The sequence below is a fragment of the Pseudomonas sp. 273 genome, from assembly GCF_029201425.1.
In the GTDB taxonomy this organism is placed as follows: domain Bacteria; phylum Pseudomonadota; class Gammaproteobacteria; order Pseudomonadales; family Pseudomonadaceae; genus Pseudomonas; species Pseudomonas delhiensis.
The window spans coordinates 6360900-6378913 of record NZ_CP116775.1 but is presented as its reverse complement, the minus strand read 5'-3'; the positions used below and the strand labels follow the sequence as shown (position 1 = coordinate 6378913).

Annotated in this window: 15 protein-coding genes, 1 tRNA gene and 3 pseudogenes; 5 read left to right on the top strand and 14 right to left on the bottom strand. The window is 66.7% G+C overall.

Annotated features, from left to right (window positions below; all coding sequences use genetic code 11):
* Positions 1 to 435: 435 nt before the first annotated feature.
* Complete coding sequence (locus PKO50_RS29270) at positions 436 to 1839, top strand: cytosine permease (RefSeq protein WP_275627972.1); 1404 nt, start codon at positions 436 to 438, stop codon at positions 1837 to 1839.
* Between the two features lie 669 nt (positions 1840 to 2508).
* On the opposite strand, the gene PKO50_RS29265 is transcribed toward PKO50_RS29270, so the two are convergent.
* The 5 genes and pseudogenes from PKO50_RS29265 to ribBA form a co-directional block, all read right to left on the bottom strand.
* The gene (locus tag PKO50_RS29265) at positions 2509 to 3648 is read right to left on the bottom strand and encodes an ABC transporter ATP-binding protein (protein WP_275627971.1); all 1140 of its coding nucleotides are present in this window, start codon (positions 3646 to 3648) and stop codon (positions 2509 to 2511) included.
* Positions 3649 to 3665: 17 nt separating this feature from the next.
* The gene (locus tag PKO50_RS29260; protein ID WP_089391084.1) at positions 3666 to 4475 is read right to left on the bottom strand and encodes an ABC transporter permease; all 810 of its coding nucleotides are present in this window, start codon (positions 4473 to 4475) and stop codon (positions 3666 to 3668) included.
* Between the two features lie 6 nt (positions 4476 to 4481).
* A pseudogene (locus tag PKO50_RS29255) lies at positions 4482 to 5306 on the bottom strand (ABC transporter permease); the annotation flags it as partial.
* A 107-nt stretch (positions 5307 to 5413) separates the two neighbouring features.
* Positions 5414 to 6439 (bottom strand): ABC transporter substrate-binding protein, encoded by a 1026-nt coding sequence (locus tag PKO50_RS29250; RefSeq protein ID WP_275627970.1) that lies wholly within the window; start codon positions 6437 to 6439, stop codon positions 5414 to 5416.
* 352 nt (positions 6440 to 6791) lie between these two features.
* Complete coding sequence (gene ribBA / locus PKO50_RS29245; protein ID WP_275627969.1) at positions 6792 to 7922, bottom strand: bifunctional 3,4-dihydroxy-2-butanone-4-phosphate synthase/GTP cyclohydrolase II; 1131 nt, start codon at positions 7920 to 7922, stop codon at positions 6792 to 6794.
* Positions 7923 to 7999: 77 nt separating this feature from the next.
* Between ribBA and PKO50_RS29240 the strand changes: the two genes are divergently transcribed.
* Complete coding sequence (locus PKO50_RS29240; RefSeq protein WP_275627968.1) at positions 8000 to 8293, top strand: DUF1330 domain-containing protein; 294 nt, start codon at positions 8000 to 8002, stop codon at positions 8291 to 8293.
* Between the two features lie 190 nt (positions 8294 to 8483).
* Here the strand turns inward: PKO50_RS29240 and PKO50_RS29235 are convergent, their stop codons facing one another.
* The 7 genes and pseudogenes from PKO50_RS29235 to PKO50_RS29205 form a co-directional block, all read right to left on the bottom strand.
* Complete coding sequence (locus tag PKO50_RS29235; RefSeq protein ID WP_275627967.1) at positions 8484 to 9047, bottom strand: NUDIX hydrolase; 564 nt, start codon at positions 9045 to 9047, stop codon at positions 8484 to 8486.
* 4 nt (positions 9048 to 9051) lie between these two features.
* Positions 9052 to 9804 (bottom strand): GntR family transcriptional regulator, encoded by a 753-nt coding sequence (locus PKO50_RS29230; RefSeq protein WP_089391079.1) that lies wholly within the window; start codon positions 9802 to 9804, stop codon positions 9052 to 9054.
* Positions 9805 to 9847: 43 nt separating this feature from the next.
* Positions 9848 to 10237: a carboxymuconolactone decarboxylase family protein gene (locus PKO50_RS29225; RefSeq protein ID WP_089391078.1), complete on the bottom strand. Its 390-nt coding sequence runs from the start codon at positions 10235 to 10237 to the stop codon at positions 9848 to 9850.
* A gap of 190 nt (positions 10238 to 10427) precedes the next feature.
* Positions 10428 to 10912, bottom strand: a pseudogene (locus PKO50_RS29220) (flavin reductase family protein).
* Between the two features lie 10 nt (positions 10913 to 10922).
* A complete protein-coding gene (locus PKO50_RS29215) occupies positions 10923 to 12404 on the bottom strand; it encodes an aldehyde dehydrogenase (RefSeq protein WP_089391076.1) in 1482 nt (493 codons plus the stop codon).
* The gene (locus PKO50_RS29210; RefSeq protein WP_109935094.1) at positions 12401 to 13234 is read right to left on the bottom strand and encodes an alpha/beta fold hydrolase; all 834 of its coding nucleotides are present in this window, start codon (positions 13232 to 13234) and stop codon (positions 12401 to 12403) included. The genes PKO50_RS29215 and PKO50_RS29210 overlap by 4 nt, the downstream gene beginning before the upstream one ends.
* A gap of 26 nt (positions 13235 to 13260) precedes the next feature.
* Positions 13261 to 13851: an amino acid synthesis family protein gene (locus PKO50_RS29205; RefSeq protein ID WP_089391074.1), complete on the bottom strand. Its 591-nt coding sequence runs from the start codon at positions 13849 to 13851 to the stop codon at positions 13261 to 13263.
* A 221-nt stretch (positions 13852 to 14072) separates the two neighbouring features.
* On the opposite strand from PKO50_RS29205, the gene yecR reads away from it, so the two are divergent.
* The 3 genes from yecR to PKO50_RS29190 all read left to right on the top strand — a co-directional run bounded on the left by yecR (position 14073) and on the right by PKO50_RS29190 (position 15703).
* The gene (gene yecR, locus PKO50_RS29200; RefSeq protein WP_275627966.1) at positions 14073 to 14564 is read left to right on the top strand and encodes a YecR family lipoprotein; all 492 of its coding nucleotides are present in this window, start codon (positions 14073 to 14075) and stop codon (positions 14562 to 14564) included.
* A 100-nt stretch (positions 14565 to 14664) separates the two neighbouring features.
* Positions 14665 to 15066, top strand: a complete 402-nt coding sequence (locus PKO50_RS29195) for a hypothetical protein (protein WP_275627965.1) — start codon at positions 14665 to 14667, stop codon at positions 15064 to 15066.
* Entirely contained in the window at positions 15059 to 15703 is a 645-nt protein-coding gene (locus tag PKO50_RS29190) for an NAD-dependent DNA ligase (protein WP_275630543.1), read from the top strand. The genes PKO50_RS29195 and PKO50_RS29190 overlap by 8 nt, the downstream gene beginning before the upstream one ends.
* A 130-nt stretch (positions 15704 to 15833) precedes the next feature.
* On the opposite strand, the pseudogene PKO50_RS29185 reads toward PKO50_RS29190, so the two are convergent.
* Positions 15834 to 17335 (bottom strand): annotated as a pseudogene (locus PKO50_RS29185) (Fic family protein).
* A 168-nt stretch (positions 17336 to 17503) separates the two neighbouring features.
* Positions 17504 to 17580: transfer RNA gene (locus PKO50_RS29180), tRNA-Arg, on the bottom strand.
* Between the last annotated feature and the right edge of the window lie 434 nt (positions 17581 to 18014).

Sequence of the window (18014 nt, the reverse complement as noted above, 5' to 3'; positions counted from 1 at the left end):
CTCAAGCCCTCGGGCGGCAAGGGTTTCAGCGGTTCTCCGAGGGGCCTGGATGGCCGCCTGGATAGCCCCAGGTCGGGGCTGCTGGTGGGGAAAAGGCTTGCCGGAATTTTGGAATACCATAATATGGTCTTCGCCCAGGCGTGCCTGCCAGCCCTTTACGGGGCCTGCTGCCGAAGCAAATACATACGTAGCTTTCGTACAAAGAAGACAAGAAGATGCTGTGCATGATGTTCCCCCGCCGCGCCTCCGAAGGGGCCTGGCTCGATGATTCCCCGAGGTTGCACCCGCCCCGGCACCGCCGGTCCCGCACCAGGCCGCCCGTGGCCTGATTCCTGCAATCCCGATTCCCGACTGTCCGCGCCCGCAGTGGAACGCCGTCGGCCATGTGGCCGGCCGCTCCGCGCCCGCGCCCGGCCATCCGCAGCGAGCCAGAAGATGTCCCACACCGAGTCCACCCCGCTCATCGAGAACCATACCGTCGACTACGTGCCCCCGGCCGAGCGCCATGGCCGTGCCCGCGACCTGTTCACCCTGTGGTTCAGCACCAATATCGCGCCCCTGCCGGTGGTGACCGGCGCCATGGTGGTCCAGGTCTACCACCTGGACCTGCTCTGGGGCCTGGTCGCGATCTTCCTCGGGCACATGCTCGGCGGCGTCGGCATCGCCCTGGCCTCGGCCCAGGGGCCGCAGCTGGGCATCCCGCAGATGGTCCAGAGCCGCGGCCAGTTCGGCCGCTACGGCGCCTTGCTGATCGTGTTCTTCACCGCGCTCATCTACCTCGGCTTCTTCATCTCCAACATCGTCCTGGCCGGCGAGTCGATCCACAGCATCGCCCCGGCCGTGCCGCTGCCGGCGGGCATCCTGCTCGGCGCGCTGGGCGCCACCGCCATCGGCGTGATCGGCTACCGCTTCATCCACACCCTCAACCGCATCGGCACCTGGGTGATGGGCGGCGCGCTGCTGCTGGGCTTCGCCTGGATCTTCTGCCAGCAGTTGCCGGCGGACTTCTTCAGCCGCGGCGGCTTCAACCTCTCCGGTTTCGTCGCCACCCTGTGCCTGGGGATCATCTGGCAGGTCAGCTTCTCGCCCTACACCTCGGACTACTCGCGCTACCTGCCGGCCAGCGTCGGCATCGCCAGGCCGTTCTTCGCCACTTTCCTGGGCGCGGTGCTGGGCACCAGCCTGTCGTTCAGCTTCGGCGCGGTGGCGGTGCTGGCCACCCCCGAAGGCACCGAGGCCATGGCCGCGGTGAAGCAGGCCACCGGCGTGTTCGGCCCGGCGCTGATGGTGTTGTTCCTGCTCAACATCATCAGCCACAACGCGCTGAACCTGTACGGCGCGGTGCTCTCCATCGTCACCTCGATCCAGACCTTCGCCGCCACCTGGACGCCCAGCGTGCGCCTGCGCGTGGCGCTGTCGTCGGTGGTGCTCGCCGGTAGCTGCCTGGTGGCGCTGAGCGCCTCGGCGAACTTCATCGCGCAGTTCATCGGGCTGATCCTCACCCTGCTGCTGGTCCTGGTGCCCTGGGCCTGCATCAACCTGATCGATTTCTACCTGGTCAAGCGCGGCCGCTACGACATCGCCTCGATCTTCCGCGCCGATGGCGGCATCTACGGGCGCTTCAACCCGCACGCGATCGTCGCCTACGCCATCGGCATCCTGGTGCAGCTGCCCTTCGCCAACACCGCGCTCTACGTCGGCCCCTACGCCAACTACCTGGAAGGCGCCGACCTGTCCTGGCTGGCCGGCCTGCTGGTGACCTGCCCGCTGTACTACTGCCTGGCCACCCGCGGCCAGGCCCGCGCAAGCCTGCAGGGCCGCCTGGGCCTGGCCGACTGATTCCTCGTCCCACTCTCCGCCCCGCCCCGAGAGCAGCTCTGGCGGGGCTTTTTTTTGCCGCACGGAGCCATCCGCCGGCACGGTTCGTAGCCAAGATCGCGGACGGAGTCCGCTCCTACGGTTCCAGGACGCACGGACGTAGGAGCGGACTCCGTCCGCGATGGGGTTCACCGGCCACGCCGGACGCCCCGGTGCCCCGGATAACGGCGGATAACCGCGAACGGTTATTCGCCCTACGAGTTTGCCGGCTGACGCTGCGTTATCCGCTTGCTCGGGACAGCCCCTCTCCCTTCAGGGAGAGGGGACCGTTCGGCGCGAGGCGAAGCCACGAAGCTCCCGGGCTCCCCGTAGGGCGCATAACGCCTATGGCGTTATCCGCCAAATCGCGGACAAGGTCCTACGGTTTCAGGACGCACGGATGTAGGAGGACACCTCGGTAGCACGGCCAACGGCGGATAACCGCGAACGGTTATTCGCCCTACGGGCCATTCGGCGTTCGGTGTCAACCTGTAGGAGCGGGCCCTGCCCGCGATTTCGCGCGCAGGGCGCGCTCCTACAGGGAATGGTGTGGGTAGGGTCCGCTCCTACGGGGAAACATGGAGCGGGAGCCGCAGGCAAAAAAAGCCCCCGGCCGCCACAACGGCCGGGGGCGCAAGGGACTTCAAAGGATCAGTGCGCGCCCTTGACCAGGTCGCTCTCGTTCCATTCGCCGTAGACGCAGGCGTCGGCCGCCGCCCAGCGTACGCGCACCGGGCAGCCCGGGTGCAGCGGCTGGCCGCCGGAGAGCGCCTTGAGGGTCAGCTGGGTGCCGCCCACGGTGGTCACGCTGCAGGTCTGGCTCTCGCCGAGGAACACCACTTCCTGCACCGTAGCGCCCAGTTCGTTCCAGCCGGCCTGCAGGGGCTGCGCGGCGGCCTGTTCGGCGGTCAGGGCCAGGGCCTTCTCCGGGCGCACCATCAGCACCAGGTCCTGGCCTTCGCGCAGGCCGCCGGTGGGGCGGATGCCCAGCACGCTGCTCTCGAAGCGCGCCGCGGCGTTGCCCTGGGCCTGCACGCGGAGGAAGTTGGAGTTGCCGAGGAAGGAGGCGACGAAGGTGTTCGGCGGGTTCTGGTAGAGATCGTAGCCGCTGCCCAGGCCGACGATCCTGCCGTGGCTGAAGATGGCGATGCGCTGGGACAGGCGCATGGCCTCTTCCTGGTCGTGGGTCACGTAGACGATGGTGATGCCCAGGCGCCGGTGCAGGTGGCGCAGTTCGTCCTGCAGGTCCTCGCGCAGCTTTTTGTCCAGCGCGCCCAGGGGTTCGTCCATCAGCAGGATGCGCGGTTCGTAGACCAGCGCGCGGGCGATCGCCACGCGCTGCTGCTGGCCGCCGGAAAGCTGCGCCGGGCGCCGCTGGGCGAACTTCTCCAGTTGCACCAGCTTGAGCATGGCGTCGACGCGGCGCTCGCGCGCGTCGCCCTTCTGCTTGCGGATGTCCAGCGGGAAGCCGATGTTGTCGCGCACCGACAGGTGCGGGAACAGCGAGTAGCGCTGGAACACCATGCCGATGTCGCGCTTGTGCGGCGGCACGTTCACCAGCGACTGGCCCTGCACCAGGATCTCGCCGCTGCTGGGCGTCTCGAAGCCGGCCAGCATCGACAGCGTGGTGCTCTTGCCCGAGCCGCTGGAGCCGAGGAAGGTGAGGAACTCGCCGTCGCGGATGTCGAGGTTGATGTTGTCCACGGCGGTGAAGTCGCCGTAGTGCTTGTTCAGGTTGCGCAGGCTGACCAGGGTCCCGCCCGGCGCGGTTTCTTGGATGACGGCACTCATTGTCTGACTCCTCGCGCTCAGGCGCTGACTTCATTGCGCCGGCGCAGCAGCGCGGCGGCGAGCATCACCAGGACCGACAGGCCGATCAGCAGCGTCGAGGCGACGGCGATCACCGGGGTCAGGTCCTGGCGCAGGGTGGTCCACATCTTCACCGGCAGGGTCTGCAGGGTGGGGCTGGCCATCATCACGCTGAGCACCACTTCGTCCCAGGACACCAGGAAGGCGAACAGGCCGCCGGCGACCATGCCCGGGCGGATGGCCGGGAAGGTCACCCTGAACACCGCCTGCAGGCGCGAGGCGCCGCAGATCACCGCGGCGTCCTCGATGGACTGGTCGAACAGCTTCAGCGAGTTGATGATCGAGATGATGGTGAAGGGCAGGGCGACTATCACGTGGCTGACCACGAAGGCGAACAGCGTGCCGGTGTAGCCCAGCTTGAGGAACAGCGCGTACACCGCCACGGCGATGATCACCAGCGGTACGATCATCGGCAGGGTGAACAGGCCGTAGAGCAGCTCGCGGCCGGGGAACCTGCCGCGCACCAGGGCGAAGGCGGTCGGCAGGCCCAGGGCCACCGCGCAGACAGTGGTCAGCACCGCCACCTTGAGGCTGGCCAGGGCGGCGTCCATCCATTCGGGGTTGGCGAAGAACTGGGTGTACCACTTCAGCGTCCAGCCCGGCGGCGGGAACACCAGCCACTGCGAGGAGCCGAACGACAGCAGCACGATGAACACGATCGGCAGCAGCAGGAAGGCGGCGATCAGGCCGGTGACCAGGTACAGCCCGCCGCGCAGGCGCGGGCCCATGGCGTTGGGGGAGAGCAGCATGGCGGCTTACCTCGCGTTACTGGCGCCGACCGGGGATTCCGGCTGCACTTTCAGGTAGACGTAGAACAGCACCAGGGTGATCAGGATCAGCAACGCCGCGGCGGCGCTGGCCAGGCCCCAGTTGAGGAAGGACTGCACCTGCTGGACGATGAATTCCGGCAGCATCATGTTCTGCGCGCCGCCCAGCAGCGCCGGGGTCACGTAGTAGCCCAGGGACATGACGAACACCATCAGCCCGCCGGAGAACAGCCCCGGCCGGCACAGCGGCAGGAACACCTTGAAGAAGTTGCTCCAGGGGCTGGCGCCGCAGATCGAGCCGGCCTGCAGCACCATGGGGTCGATGGCCGCCATGGTCGCCTGCAGCGGCAGCACGATGAACGGGATCATGATGTAGCTCATGCCGATCACCACGCCGGTGAGGTTGTGCACCAGTTCCAGCGGCTGGTCGATGATGCCCAGGGCCATCAGCACCTTGTTGATCACCCCGGAGGCCTGCAGCAGCACCAGCCAGGAGTAGGTGCGGGCGAGCAGGCTGGTCCACATCGACAGCAGCACGATGTTCAGCAGCCAGCGGCCCCAGCCACGCGGCACCAGGGTGATCGCCCAGGCCAGGGGGAAGCCCAGCAGCAGGCTGATCAGGGTGACCAGCGCGCCCACCGCGAAGGTGTTGAACAGCACCCGCGTGTAGGCCGAGTTGGCGAACAGCTGGGCGTAGTTGTCCAGCCCCGGGGTGGGTTCGAGCACGCCGCGCAGCAGCAGGCCGACCAGCGGGGCGAGGAAGAACAGGCCGAGGAACAGCAGGGCCGGCAGCAGCTTGGCCGAGCCGCGCCAGGGCGACACGCCTTGCGGCTTCATCGGCGACCTCGTTTGCACCGCGTCGGCGGCGCGCGCGGCGCCGTCGACGGGAGTGGAGCGGCCGTGGGGAGCGGCCGTCAGCTTCACTTGACCAGCCATTCGTTCCACCGTGCCGCGATGGCCGGGCCGTTCTTGGCCCAGTACGCGTAGTCGAGGGTAATCTGATCCTTGGCGTAGGCGGTCGGCAGGTTGGGGGCGAGGTCGCCCTTGAGCTGGCCGACGCTGTCGAGGTTGACCGGGGCGTAGGCGGTGAGGTTGGCGAAGTCGGCCTGGCCCTTGGCGCTGGAGGCCTCGGCCAGGAACTTCATGGCCGCGTCCTTGTTCTTCGAGCCCTTGGGCACCACCAGGAAGTCGGCCATGACCAGGTTCTGCTTCCAGCTCACGCCCACCGGCGCGCCGTCCTGCTGCAGGGCGTAGACGCGGCCGTTCCAGAACTGCCCCATGGTCGCCTCGCCGGAGGCCAGCAGCTGCTGGGACTGGGCGCCGCCGCCCCACCAGACGATGTCCTTCTTGATGCTGTCGAGCTTCTTGAAGGCGCGGTCCAGGTCCAGCGGGTAGAGCTTGTCGGCGGGCACGCCGTCGGCCAGCAGGGCCAGTTCCAGCACGCCGGGGCTCGGCCACTTGTACAGGGCGCGCTTGCCCGGGTAGGTCTTGGTGTCGAACAGCGCGCTCCAGTCCTGCGGGGCGTTGCCGCCGACCTTGCCCTGGTTGTAGCCGAGCACGAAGGAGAAGTAGAAGGAGCCCACGCCGTGGTCGGAGACGAAGCGCGGGTCGATGCGCTCGCGCTTGATGACGTTGAAGTCCAGCGGCTCCAGCAGGCCTTCGGCGGCGGCGCGCAGGGCGAAGTCCGCCTCCACGTCCACCACGTCCCACTGCACGTTGCCGCTTTCGACCATGGCCTTGAGCTTGCCGTAGTCGGTGGGGCCGTCCTGCACCACGCGGATGCCGCTGGCCTGGCTGAAGGGCTCGGCCCAGGCCTGTTTCTGGGCGTCCTGGGTGGTGCCGCCCCAGCTCACGAAGCTGATGGCGTCGGCGGCGCTGGCGGCGGTGCCGGCCAGGCCCAGGATGGCGGCGAGAGTCGCCGCGACTGCACGTTTCTTGAACACCATGTACATGCCCTCGTTGTTGTGTTTGTGCGCGGGCAGGCGCTGTGTGCCTGCCCATCAGGAGCAGTGGCCATCTGGGCCTGTCAGGGTCGGCCTTGTCCGGAGCGTTGTTCAGGCTGTCCCGTGTTCGGGGGGCGCCGAGACAATCGTCGGCCTACGGAATGTCATATTATGGTATTCCAAACTTTCTGCAAGCCTTCGCCCCGTTCCAGGTCCCGTGGATTGCCGGTTGGCGCCATCCCTGGCGGCTTTTCGGTTGCCGCCCGATGGCGGCAATCGACTGATTTTTCTAGCGTTTATCCACACGTCCGGGCGCCCGCGAGCTGGCCGGCGGCCAGCATCGGCCGACCGGTGGTCAGGCCTCGGTGGCCGGCTTCCAGTCGTCGAAGGGCACGCTTTCCACCACTTCCAGCCCGTAGCCGGTGAGGCCGGCGTATTTCAGCGGCGGGCCGAGGTGGCGCAGTTTGCTCACGCCCAGGTCCTGGAGGATCTGCGCGCCGGCGCCGATCTCCGAATAGATGCGCGACTGCGAGCGGGTGAACGGCCGGCTCGGCTGGGTGAGCTGCGGCACGCGCTCCAGCAGCGCCTGGGACGACTCGTGGTTGGCCAGCACCACCACCACGCCGCGGCCTTCCTCGGCCACGCGCTGCAGGGCCGCCCACAGCGTCCAGTTCTTCGGCCCGGCGTACTCGGCGCCGACCAGGTCGCGCAGCGGGTCGATCACGTGCACGCGCACCAGGGTCGGTTCGGCGGGGTCGATGTCGCCCATCACCATGGCCATGTGCACGCCGCCCTCGATGCGGTCCTCGAAGGTCACCAGGCGGAAGCTGCCGTGCACCGTGGGCAGCTCGCGCTCGCCGATGCGCCGCACGGTGTGCTCGGTGCTCAGGCGGTAGTGGATGAGGTCGGCGATGGTGCCGATCCTGATCCCGTGCTGCGTGGCGAAGGCTTCCAGCTCGGGGCGGCGGGCCATGCTGCCGTCGTCGTTCATCACTTCGACTATGACCGCCGCCGGGGTCAGCCCGGCCAGGCGCGCCAGGTCGCAGCCGGCCTCGGTGTGCCCGGCGCGGGTGAGCACGCCGCCCTCGCGGGCACGCAGCGGGAAGATGTGCCCGGGCTGGACGATGTCCGCCGCGCTGGCCCCCGGCGCCACCGCGGCCTGCACGGTGCGCGCGCGGTCGGCGGCGGAGATGCCGGTGGTCACCCCGGTGGCTGCCTCGATGGAGACGGTGAAGGCGGTGGAGTAGGGGCTGGCGTTGTTCGGCACCATCTGCTCCAGGCCGAGGCGCAGGCAGTGCTCCTCGGTGAGGGTGAGGCAGATCAGCCCGCGCGCCTCGCGGGCCATGAAGTTGATGGCCTCGGGCGTGCAGAACTCGGCGGCCAGCAGCAGGTCGCCCTCGTTCTCGCGGTCCTCGTCGTCCACCAGCAGCACCATGCGGCCCTGGCGGAAGTCCTCGATGATTTCTTCGGTGGTATTGAACGGCATGGCCGGCTCCGGGGTATGGCGGGAAGATTATTTTGGTATACCATCATACACAAAATCACTGTCACCAAGAGGTTGCCATGAAGGCCTACTGGATCGCCCACGTGGACGTCACCGACCCCGAGCAGTACAGCCAATACACCCGCCGCGCGCCAGCGGCCTTCGCCCTGTACGGCGGCCGCATCCTCGCCCGCGGCGGCCGCTCCGAGGCCCTGGAGGGCCGCCCGACGCCGCAGCGCAGCGTGGTGATCGAGTTCGACTCCTACGACCAGGCGCTGGCCTGCTACCGCTCGAAGGAATACCAGGAGGCCTGGGCGCAACGGCAGGGGGCGGCGAAGGCGGAGGTGATCATCGTCGAGGGGGTTGAGCTCTGAGGGAGGGGTCTTTCGTAGGAGCGAGCTTGCTCGCGAACGGTGCCACCCGGTAACTATGGTGTTTGCGGTTGGCTCCGCTCCCTCTCCCCAGCCCTCTCCCTTCAGGGAGAGGGGACGAGATCACCCTCAAACACCAGTGCGGCCGGGAAACTCCGTTCGCGAGCAAGCTCGCTCCTACAAAAGAGGAAGCTCAGCGAATGAAGTGAATCTTCCCGCTGTCGTCGTTGCCCATGTAGATGCCGTACACCCCGGCCTGGCGTTCTTCTATGTAGCGCTCGAGAATCTGCCGGATCGCCGGGTAGTAGATCTGCTCCCAGGGAATGTCTTCAGGCGCGAAGAAGCGCCGGTCCAGAGTCTCCGGGCCATAGGCGTCGGTGATCTCCAGCGCCTGGGCGCGGAAGATGATGTACACCTCGCTGATCTTCGGCACGCTGAAGATGGAGTAGGGCGAGAGGATCTCGGCGCGCACGCCGCTCTCTTCCCAGACCTCGCGCAGGGCCGCCTGCTCGGTGGTCTCGCCGCTTTCCATGAAGCCGGCCGGCAGCGTCCAGGTGCCGGGGCGCGGCGGGATGGCGCGCTGGCACAGCAGGTACTGGCCGTCGCGCTCGATGATGCAGCCGGCGATGACCTTGGGGTTCTCGTAGTGGATGTAGCCGCAGGCGCCGCACAGCAGGCGCTCGTGGGTGTCCCCCTGCGGCTGGCGGCGCTCCATCCGGTCGCCGCCGCACTGCGGGCAGAAGCGCGGGGCGGGCATGGCGTCAGCGTCCTATGCGCGGCTCTTTGAGGACGATGGGGGTGGCGATCTCGCGGACCTTGCCACCCTCTTCCTGCTTGGACTTCAGGTAGTCCAGCGCCACCTTGGCCGCGGCGCGCACGTGGTCCACCGAGGCCTGGTGCGCGGCCGCCGGGTCGCCGCTCTTGATCGCCGCGACTATCTTCTCCATCTCCTGGTTGCTCGCCCCGCGGCGGTTGGCCTGGGACACCGAGGTGGCGCGCAGGTAGCTGATGCGCGCCTGCAGCTGGCGCAGCTGGGTGGCGGCGATGCGGTTGCCCGAGCCTTCCAGCAGCACGTCGTAGAAGCCCTGCACCGAATCCAGCACCTGCTGCAGGTCGCCTTCCTCCAGGGCCTTGCGGTTCTCCTCGAGGGCGCGCTCCAGGGCGCGGATGTCCTTGGCCTTGGCGTTCAGGGTGAACAGCTGGACGATCATGCCCTCGAGCACGCAGCGCAGCTCGTAGATGTCGCAGGCGTCTTCCAGGGTGATGATGGCCACCCGCGGGCCCTTGGCGTCGGCGAACTCCACCAGCCCCTCGGACTCCAGGTGGCGCAGGGCCTCGCGCACCGAGGTGCGGCTGACGCCGAGGCGGTCGCAGAGGTCGCGCTCCACCAGGCGGTCGCCCGGCAGCAACTGGAAGTTGAGGATGGCGCCGCGCAGCTTGTCCAGCACAATCTCGCGCAGGGTCACGGGGTTGCGGTTGACCTTGAAGCTATCGTCGAGGGGCAAGCGTTTCATGTGGTCCGCTCTGGTTATGGCTGTCCGTAGGGGGTGAAGCGGCCTAGCCCTGGGTCTCGGCATCGGCCTCGGCGAAGGCCTCGCGGGCCAGGCGGAAGCTGTCGACCGCCGCCGGGACGCCGCAGTAGATGCCGACCTGGAGCAGGATTTCGCGGATCTGCTCGCGGCTGAGCCCGTTGCGCAGGGCGCCGCGGATGTGCAGCTTCAGTTCGTGCGGCCGGTTGAGGGCCGAAATCATCGCCAAGTTTATCATGCTGCGTTCTTTCAGCGACAAACCCTCGCGGCCCCAGACGTGGCCCCAGCAGTACTCGGTGACCAGTTCCTGCAGCGGCTTGCTGAACTCGTCGGCGGCGGCCAGCGACCTGTTCACGTAGGCCTCGCCCAGCACCTGGGTGCGGATGGCCAGGCCCTTGTCGTATTTCTCGTTGCTCATCGCATGCTCCTGCTTTCATGTAGGAGCAACTGTCTGCCGGCTGCTCCGAGGTGCTTCTCGCAGGAGGGGTCGAGCTTGCGAAACTCATGCGGCCGTGGTGATGGGTATCGCTTCGCTCAACGCCACCCTGCGTCAGTGTTTCTCCGCTACCTGTAGGAGCGAGCAGGCTCGCTCCCACGGGGCGTGACGATCAGGCCAGCTGCGGCAGGGCGCCGAGCTTGCCGCGGTGGTAGACCATGGGCGTCACCGCCTGCTCGGGCAGGATCAGGTTCTTCACCGCGCCGACGATGATGGCGTGGTCGCCGCCGTCATACTCGCGCCACAGCTCGCACTCGATGATCGCCGTGGCCTTGCGCAGCAGCGGGTTGCCCCGCTCGCTCAGGTACCAGTCGATGCCCTTGGCCTTGTCCTTGCCCTTGCCGGCGAAGGCATAGGCCTCGGCCTGCTGGTCGGCGCACAGCAGGTGGATGGCGAACTGCTTGCTGTCGCGCAGGATCGGGTAGGTGTCCGAGGCGTAGTTGGGGCAGAACAGCACCAGCGCCGGGTCGATCGACAGCGCGCTGAAGGCGCTGGCGGTGATGCCGACGATGCCGCCCGCGGCGTCCAGGGTGGTGACCACGGTCACCCCGAGGGGAAGGAGCCCATGACTTCCTTGTAGATTCCGGGTTCGATCATGGTCTGTACCTCAGCGCATCACGAAGGGGTCGGGCATGGGCGCCTGCGAGAGGTTGATCCACACCGTCTTCAGTTCGGTGTAGGCCAGCACCGAGTCGATGCCGCTCTCGCGGCCGTAGCCGCTCTGGTGGAAGCCGCCGATCGGCGCCATGGCCGAGACCGCGCGGTAGGTGTTGACCCAGATGATCCCCGAGCGCACGTCGCGCGCCAGGCGGTGGGCGCGGCCCAGGTCGCGGGTCCAGATGCCGGCGGCCAGGCCGTACTGCGAGTCGTTGGCCAGGGCCAGCGCCTCGGCCTCGTCATCGAAGGGGATGACCGAGGCCACCGGGCCGAACACTTCCTCCTGCATGATGCGCATGGAGTGGCTGTCGCAGGCGAACAGCGTCGGCTCGTAGTACCAGCCCTCGCCCTGGCCCTCGGGGCGCTTGCCGCCCATCAGCAGGCGCGCGCCCTCGGCCTTGGCCGCGGCCACCAGGCCCTCGACCACCGCCAGTTGCTGCGCGGTGGCCATGGGGCCCATCTCGCTGGCGTCTTCCTGTGGGTTGCCGATGCGGATGCGCCTGGCGCGCTCGATCAGGCGGGCGACGAACTCGTCGTAGATCTCGCGCTGCACCAGCAGCCGCGAGCCGGCCACGCAGCTCTGCCCGGTGGCGGCGTAGATGCCGGCCACCACGCCGTTGATGGCGCTGTCCAGGTCGGCGTCGGCGAAGATGATGTTCGGCGACTTGCCGCCCAGTTCCAGCGACAGCTTGGCGAAGTTCTCCGCGCTGCTGCGCACCACGTGGCGGGCGGTGGCGGCGCCGCCGGTGAAGGCGATCTTGCGCACCAGCGGGTGGCGCGTCAGGGCCGCGCCGGTGCTCGGGCCGAAGCCGGTGACCACGTTGACCACGCCGGCCGGGAAGCCGGCCTCCAGGGCCAGGCGGGCCAGCTCGAGGATGGTCGCCGAGGCGTGTTCCGAGGGCTTGAGCACGATGGTGTTGCCGGCGGCCAGGGCCGGGGCCAGCTTGATCGCGGTGAGGTACAGCGGGCTGTTCCAGGGGATGATCCCGGCCACCACGCCCAGCGGCTCGTGCACGGTGTAGGCGAACATGTCCGGCTTGTCGATCGGCAGGGTGCCGCCTTCGAGCTTGTCGGCCAGGCCCGCGGTGTAATGGAAGAACTCCGGCAGGTAGCCGACCTGGCCGCGGGTCTCGCGGATCAGCTTGCCGTTGTCGCGGCTCTCCAGCTGGGCCAGGTGCTCCCTGTTCTCGGCGATCAGGTCGCCCAGGCGGCGCAGCAGCTTGCCGCGGGCGGTGGCGCTGAGTTTGCGCCAGGCGGGATTCTCGAAGGCCTTCTGCGCGGCCTGCACGGCGCGCTCGACGTCTTCCTCGGCGGCATCGGGCAGCAGCGCCCAGGGCTGCGCGCTGGACGGGTCGAGGCTTTCGAAGGTCTTGCCGGAAAGCGCATCGAGCCATTGGCCGTCGATGCACATCTGGAAGCGGGCGAGTGTCATGCGACTATCCCCTCGGTCTGGTTCGGCAGGCTCAGGGCCTGGTGCAGGAAGTCCAGCAGCACCTGGTTGACCAGGCGCGGCGACTCCACCGGCATCATGTGGCGTTGTTCATCGAGTATGGCCACCTGCGCGCCGGGAATGCGCGCGGCCAGCTGCCGGGCCATCTCCGGGGTCGAGCCGGGGTCCAGCTCGCCGGTGGCGACCAGGGTCGGCACGCGGATGCTGCCCAGGTCCTCGGTGCGGTACATGTCCTGGGTGGCGAACAGCTCGTAGGTGGTCAGGTAGCCCTGCGGGTCGTTGCTCGCCAGGGTCTGGCGGATGGCGGCGATCTGCGCCGGGTTGGCCGCCTGGTACTCGCGGCTGAACCAGCGCGACAGCGCGGCCTCGGCATTGGCGTCGGGGCCGTGCTCGGCGGCCTGGCGGGTGCGCTCGATGACGCCGGCGCGCTGTTCGGCGCTGCGGTTGAACACACTGTTGAGGATCACCAGGCCCTGCAGCTGCTGCGGATGGTGCAGGGCGAAGGCGCGCGCCACCAGGCCACCCATGGAGAAGCCGATGACCGTGGCCTGGGGGATCTGCAGGTGGTCGAGCAGCTCGCGCAGCTGCGCGGCGTAGCCGACCAGCCCGGTGCCCGGTTCGGGGCGCGGGCTGGCGCCGTGGCCGAGCATGTCGTAGGCGATGACCCGGTAATGCGGGGCCAGGCCGACGATCTGCCCGCCCCACATTTCCTTGTTCAGGCCTACGCCGTGGATCAGTACCACGGGTTGGCCCTGGCCGGTCGCCAGGTAGCTGGTGCCGGCCGGTGTGTGTTCAGCGGTGAGCCGAATCATGGAACGCTCCTGCACTGGCCGCGGAATCACTGGGCCTGCTCGGCGGCCAGCTCTTCCAGGTCGATGTAGCGGTTGCCGATGCGCGGGTGCAGGCGGCCGCCGTCGGCGGCGCCCAGGACCACGACGATCTCGTCGGCGCGCGGCGCGTCCTCGATCTGCATCTCCAGGGTGATGTAGTGCGAACGCAGGCCCTCGTCGTCCTTGTGCATCATCGGGATCTGGATCGAGGTGCCCGGGCCGCCGCGCTTGTTGGTGAAGCTCAGGTAGCTCTTGGCGTCCACCGCCTTGCGGTAGTGGTTGCCGAAGCGCAGGGTGTGGATCACCGCCGAGGCATGCTCGATCTCGCCATCGGCGCCGACCACGGCGGCCTTGCCGTAGGCTTCGATCCTGCCGGCGCCACCGATCAGCGCGGTCAGGCGCTCGACCATCAGCGCGCCCAGGTCGGAGCAGTTGGCGCGGATCTCCGGCTTGAGGTCCTCGACGAAGCCACGGCCCAGCCAGGGGTTCCTGATCACCACGGCCAGCCCGGCCATGGTCACCGGCTTCTCGGCAGCCTTGCCGCCCTCGATGAAGGTTTCCTCGACGTAGCTGACGATCTTGCGGATTTCGAAGCTCATGGGCACTCCTTGGGTGTCTCTGTGCGATTTGGTCTGATGGTATACCATAATATTGGAAGTGCAAGAGGCAGGGGGTGGGGGTGGGCGGGTCGGGCGACGGATGGTTGTGGCGGGTGGCGCCGAAAAGAAGGGATGCCGGAGCGGGAGTCGAATCGGCAAGCGGGATGACGGGGGATTCAGGCTGATGGCAGAATGCTGTCAATCATGACAAGGAGGTCGCCATGCGCCCGCTTTCCCTCGCCATCCTCGTACTGGCCATCGCTGCAAGCAGTGGTTGTGCCGTCAAGAAGAACTTCTACGCCACCGGCGGCAGCCGTGCCGACGGGACGGTCGACATGGCCTATGACTTCCAGCAGTTCGAGCAGCCAGTGGTCAACATGGATCAGGCGCAGGGGCTTGCCCAGCGGAAATGCGCGGTCTGGGGCTATCGGGACGCGGAAGCGTTCGGCGGCAAGACGCAGAACTGCAACCAGTGGGATGGTTGGGGCAATTGCGCGGCTGGGCAGGTGGTCATCAAGTACCAGTGCATCGGCAACCTCGATGCCCAGGTCAGCCAGGTGGCTCCGCAGCAGGCGCCGGTGGCTTCCAGTCAGGCCAGTGGCTCGCTGAACAAGGACCAGTGGCAGCAACAGCAGCTCAATAAGCTCAACACGGAAACAGGCCTGAGCTACGAGGAATACCAGCGCCGCTACCGGCAGATCATGGGGCAGTGAGCCTTTCATTCACTCCGAGCTGTCAGGCAAGTGCTTGGCTTTTGGCTTCTCGAATCCAAAGCGCTGCCTGGCCAGGTGTCATGGACTAGGAGCCTTCAACGTGAACGTCATCGAACGCGCAATCAGCGAGCCCCTGCGCTCGGGCCTGGATTGGAACGAGACCTGGAAGGGAACCGACCGAGGGTTGATCCAGTGCTGGGAGGTCGGCCGGAGGCGTGCCGCGGTCGAGCCGCAATTGGCTGAAGCCTGCCTGGCAGGTGGATTGCCACCCCTGGGGTGGAAGGGCGGCTTCGTGAAACGGCTCAAGAAGCCGGAGAAGTTCGGGTCCTACAGGTACCTCGCCGAGTGGCAGGGCCTGCGTGGCGAAGACCTGCGCATCGATCTTGCCGAGGAACTCTCTCTGGTCTGTTCGGCAACGGGCATGACGGTGGTGTTCACCTCCGACCTGGCGAAACTGGCCGGCCCCGGGAGCAGTGACGAAGCAGAGGATGCCAATGGTTGATCTACATCGAGAGTTCGAAGGCAGCCGCTTTTTCCATGAAGCGCGGATCGACCGGCGTTCTGCGGATGCTCTGCTGGGGCTGGCTGCCGGCATTACTGCGGACGGGCATATCAACCAGCAGGAGGCCGAGTTCCTGGAAAACTGGATCTCGGCCAATCTCGTGCATCTCGAGGATCCGGTGATCAACCTGTTGTATCGCCGGCTATCGGACATGCTCTCCGATGGCGTGCTGGATGCTGATGAGGCCGCGGAGTTGCTGGGAATCCTCCGTAGCTTCGCCGGTTTGAGCGCAGCCAGGCCCAGGGCGAGCGACAACGCTTTCGTTCCTTCGAATGCACTGCCCCTCGATCATCCCGTCCCCGAACTCGTATGGAGTGGGCGGCTGTTTCTGTTCACAGGTGTCATGGCGTACGGCCCGCGCAAGGACTGCGAGGCGTTGGTTGTCGAGCGCGGAGGCCAGATCGCACCCGGTGTGAGCAAGAAGATCCACTACCTGGTCGTTGGGGAAATAGGGAACGAGCAATGGCTCCACAGTACCTATGGCACCAAGATCAAGAAGGCGGTGGAGTTGCGGGAGAATGGTTGCTCATTGGCCATCGTCAGCGAGAAGCACTGGCAGGCGGCACTGTTCGGTTAAGACGGCTGTTGCTCGATCTGCCGAGTGACCGGGTTGATGCCCGTCGAATTGGGCTGTCGGTTCTTGCCCCGTTAGAAACAACGAAGCCCGCACAAGGCGGGCTTCGTCGTGGATCCAATCTATCGGCAGGCTAGCTGGCGCTCAGTCTCGCTGCCTGCTCAGCCAGAACTTCCCGAGCCTGCTCCTCGATGAAATCAAACACCTCTTCCGGGACGCTGTACTGGAACTGCTTGCGGCGATTGCGCGAGACGATGCCGTTGTTGCTCAGGCACATCATCACCAGTTGCGCCAGGTCGCTGCCTCGAACGTCGTAGTGTGCGTCGACGGCCTTGAATACCAGGTCGTAGGCCTGGAGGAATTCGGTTTCTTCATGGAGTTCGACTTCCAGCGCCTGCCTGGCCATCTCCAGGGTGAAAGCTACGCACGGTGTCGCGTCCCAGTAGCGGTAAATCCCCTCATTTCCGGTGAACTCGAAGCTCAGGTCATCCGCATCGAGCCACAGTACCCGCCAGAATTCGCGGGCGGGGCGCGAGAAGCTTTGCAGTGCTTCGAGATAGCGCTGTTCCTCGCGCTTCATCGCCACCGAGACGGGTAGCAGCAGGCCGTGGCTCATGGCGCCGCTTCGGCATAGCGCCTGATGGATCAGGAAGCGGGACAGGCGTCCGTTGCCATCCATGAAGGGGTGCAGGAAGACGAAGCCGAACGAGATGATGCCGGCAGCGACCAGTGGATCGATTCGCATGGGGGCTTCGTTGGCGAACTGCATCAGTTCGCCCATCAGGTCTCGGCAGAGCTCGGGAGGTGGGGAACATAGGTCACGCCTGCAGCGCCACGCAGACCGTTGCTCAGGTGGTTCTGTTCGTGGCGAAAGGCGGCCGCCCGGTTGAAGGGATTGCTGATCGTGCTGTTCTGCAGAGCGACCAGGTAGTCCTCGGTCAGCGGTTGACGCTCATGGGCTTGCCGCAGGAGCTGGACGAAGCGCTCGGCCTTGTCCGCGCTGGGGGCTTCGCGCTCGATGGCGAACGAGTCCTGGGTTTCGTGCAGGTAGGCCCAGCTCAGGGCCCTGTCCATCATGCCTGCCGGCAGCGATCCGATGAACTCCCGCGACTTGCCGAGAATGTCCAGTTCCAGCAGCGCCTTGATCTCGGGTATACGCTCGACCGTTGCGCAGTAATGGAGCGTGCCGAGGCCATTGAAGTCCACCCGCCAGCGGGCATTGCGCTGCGCAGGGCCGGTGACGTAGCGGGCTGGGTCGAACAACGGGGTTGTTGCGCCTTTCGGACTCGCATCATGGGGTAGCCGGGTTCCGCTGAAGGCCTCCCAGAGGTAGCAGGCCTTGCGGATATAGGCGCCGCTGGGTGCCTTGCGAAGCTCGGCCAGCATGGTGGCGGCTGGAATCTGCGGTAAGGCCTGGGCCAGTACGCCCAGGTTGATTCCCTCGTGCTTCAGGGCGAACAGTACGTGGGCACAGCAATCGCCTGGCGGCGGGGCGAGGCGTTGGGGAACTGCGAGTTCGCGGCCCAACGGTTCGATCCGTGTGACAGGCCTGATCGCTGCAGGACGCTGAATCGGGAAGACTTTCAGCTTCAGGGCTTCGACCAGAAAGGCATAGCCGACGAACTGGCTCTCCATTCTGTGCTCCTGGCTAGAGATTTTTTAACTGCATGAACATTATTTGAAATGCAGGGGCCTGGATAGACAAAATTTTACGAATGCCAGGGGGAGGCTTCCAAGCAGGCCCGACTATTTCAGTACAGCCCAAAACAAAAAGGCCCAGGTATTCACCTGGGCCTTCGTATATGGCGCATCCGGCGGGATTCGAACCCACGACCCCTGCCTTCGGAGGGCAGTACTCTATCCAGCTGAGCTACGGATGCGTATGGCCGCGCCTGGCGCGGCAGGCGGCAATCATACGCATCTGATCGGGCTGCGTCCATCGCTTGGCAGGTGCGCCGGCGATTTCGCGAATGGCCTGCCGCCCGTCGGCCGGGGCTGGCCTGGAGGCGCCGGGTGGCATGTACTTTCGTTGGTTTTTTCGAACGACCCCTTGCCCTTTGGGGGATGGGGCCCTAGGATGCGTTTGACATTTCAAACGCCCACCACAACAACAGGAGACAGGGGAATTGGCGTCACAGTACCCGGCCTCGTGCCAGTGGGATGACCGACTTCCGTACTGCCTGGCGAATGCACGCGATGCCGTGCAGCAGCCGATTCCTGCAGTGGTGGCGTTTCCGCAGCGTATCCCGTCCATGGACCTCCCGGTTGATCCGACCGGCTACGGCTACCGCCGTGGTCCGTTTTCGCGCGCCCG

Bases quoted from the DNA above. Each gene is read 5' to 3' on its own strand.
- PKO50_RS29205 (WP_089391074.1), bottom strand. From the start codon at position 13,851: ATGAGCTTCGAAATCCGCAAGATCGTCAGCTACGTCGAGGAAACCTTC.
- PKO50_RS29190 (WP_275630543.1), top strand. From the start codon at position 15,059: ATGGTTGATCTACATCGAGAGTTCGAAGGCAGCCGCTTTTTCCATGAA.
- PKO50_RS29225 (WP_089391078.1), bottom strand. From the start codon at position 10,237: ATGAGCAACGAGAAATACGACAAGGGCCTGGCCATCCGCACCCAGGTG.
- PKO50_RS29235 (WP_275627967.1), bottom strand. From the start codon at position 9,047: ATGCCCGCCCCGCGCTTCTGCCCGCAGTGCGGCGGCGACCGGATGGAG.
- PKO50_RS29250 (WP_275627970.1), bottom strand. From the start codon at position 6,439: ATGGTGTTCAAGAAACGTGCAGTCGCGGCGACTCTCGCCGCCATCCTG.
- ribBA (WP_275627969.1), bottom strand. From the start codon at position 7,922: ATGCCGTTCAATACCACCGAAGAAATCATCGAGGACTTCCGCCAGGGC.
- PKO50_RS29240 (WP_275627968.1), top strand. From the start codon at position 8,000: ATGAAGGCCTACTGGATCGCCCACGTGGACGTCACCGACCCCGAGCAG.
- PKO50_RS29260 (WP_089391084.1), bottom strand. From the start codon at position 4,475: ATGCTGCTCTCCCCCAACGCCATGGGCCCGCGCCTGCGCGGCGGGCTG.
- yecR (WP_275627966.1), top strand. From the start codon at position 14,073: ATGCGCCCGCTTTCCCTCGCCATCCTCGTACTGGCCATCGCTGCAAGC.
- PKO50_RS29215 (WP_089391076.1), bottom strand. From the start codon at position 12,404: ATGACACTCGCCCGCTTCCAGATGTGCATCGACGGCCAATGGCTCGAT.
- PKO50_RS29210 (WP_109935094.1), bottom strand. From the start codon at position 13,234: ATGATTCGGCTCACCGCTGAACACACACCGGCCGGCACCAGCTACCTG.
- PKO50_RS29230 (WP_089391079.1), bottom strand. From the start codon at position 9,804: ATGAAACGCTTGCCCCTCGACGATAGCTTCAAGGTCAACCGCAACCCC.
- PKO50_RS29265 (WP_275627971.1), bottom strand. From the start codon at position 3,648: ATGAGTGCCGTCATCCAAGAAACCGCGCCGGGCGGGACCCTGGTCAGC.
- PKO50_RS29270 (WP_275627972.1), top strand. From the start codon at position 436: ATGTCCCACACCGAGTCCACCCCGCTCATCGAGAACCATACCGTCGAC.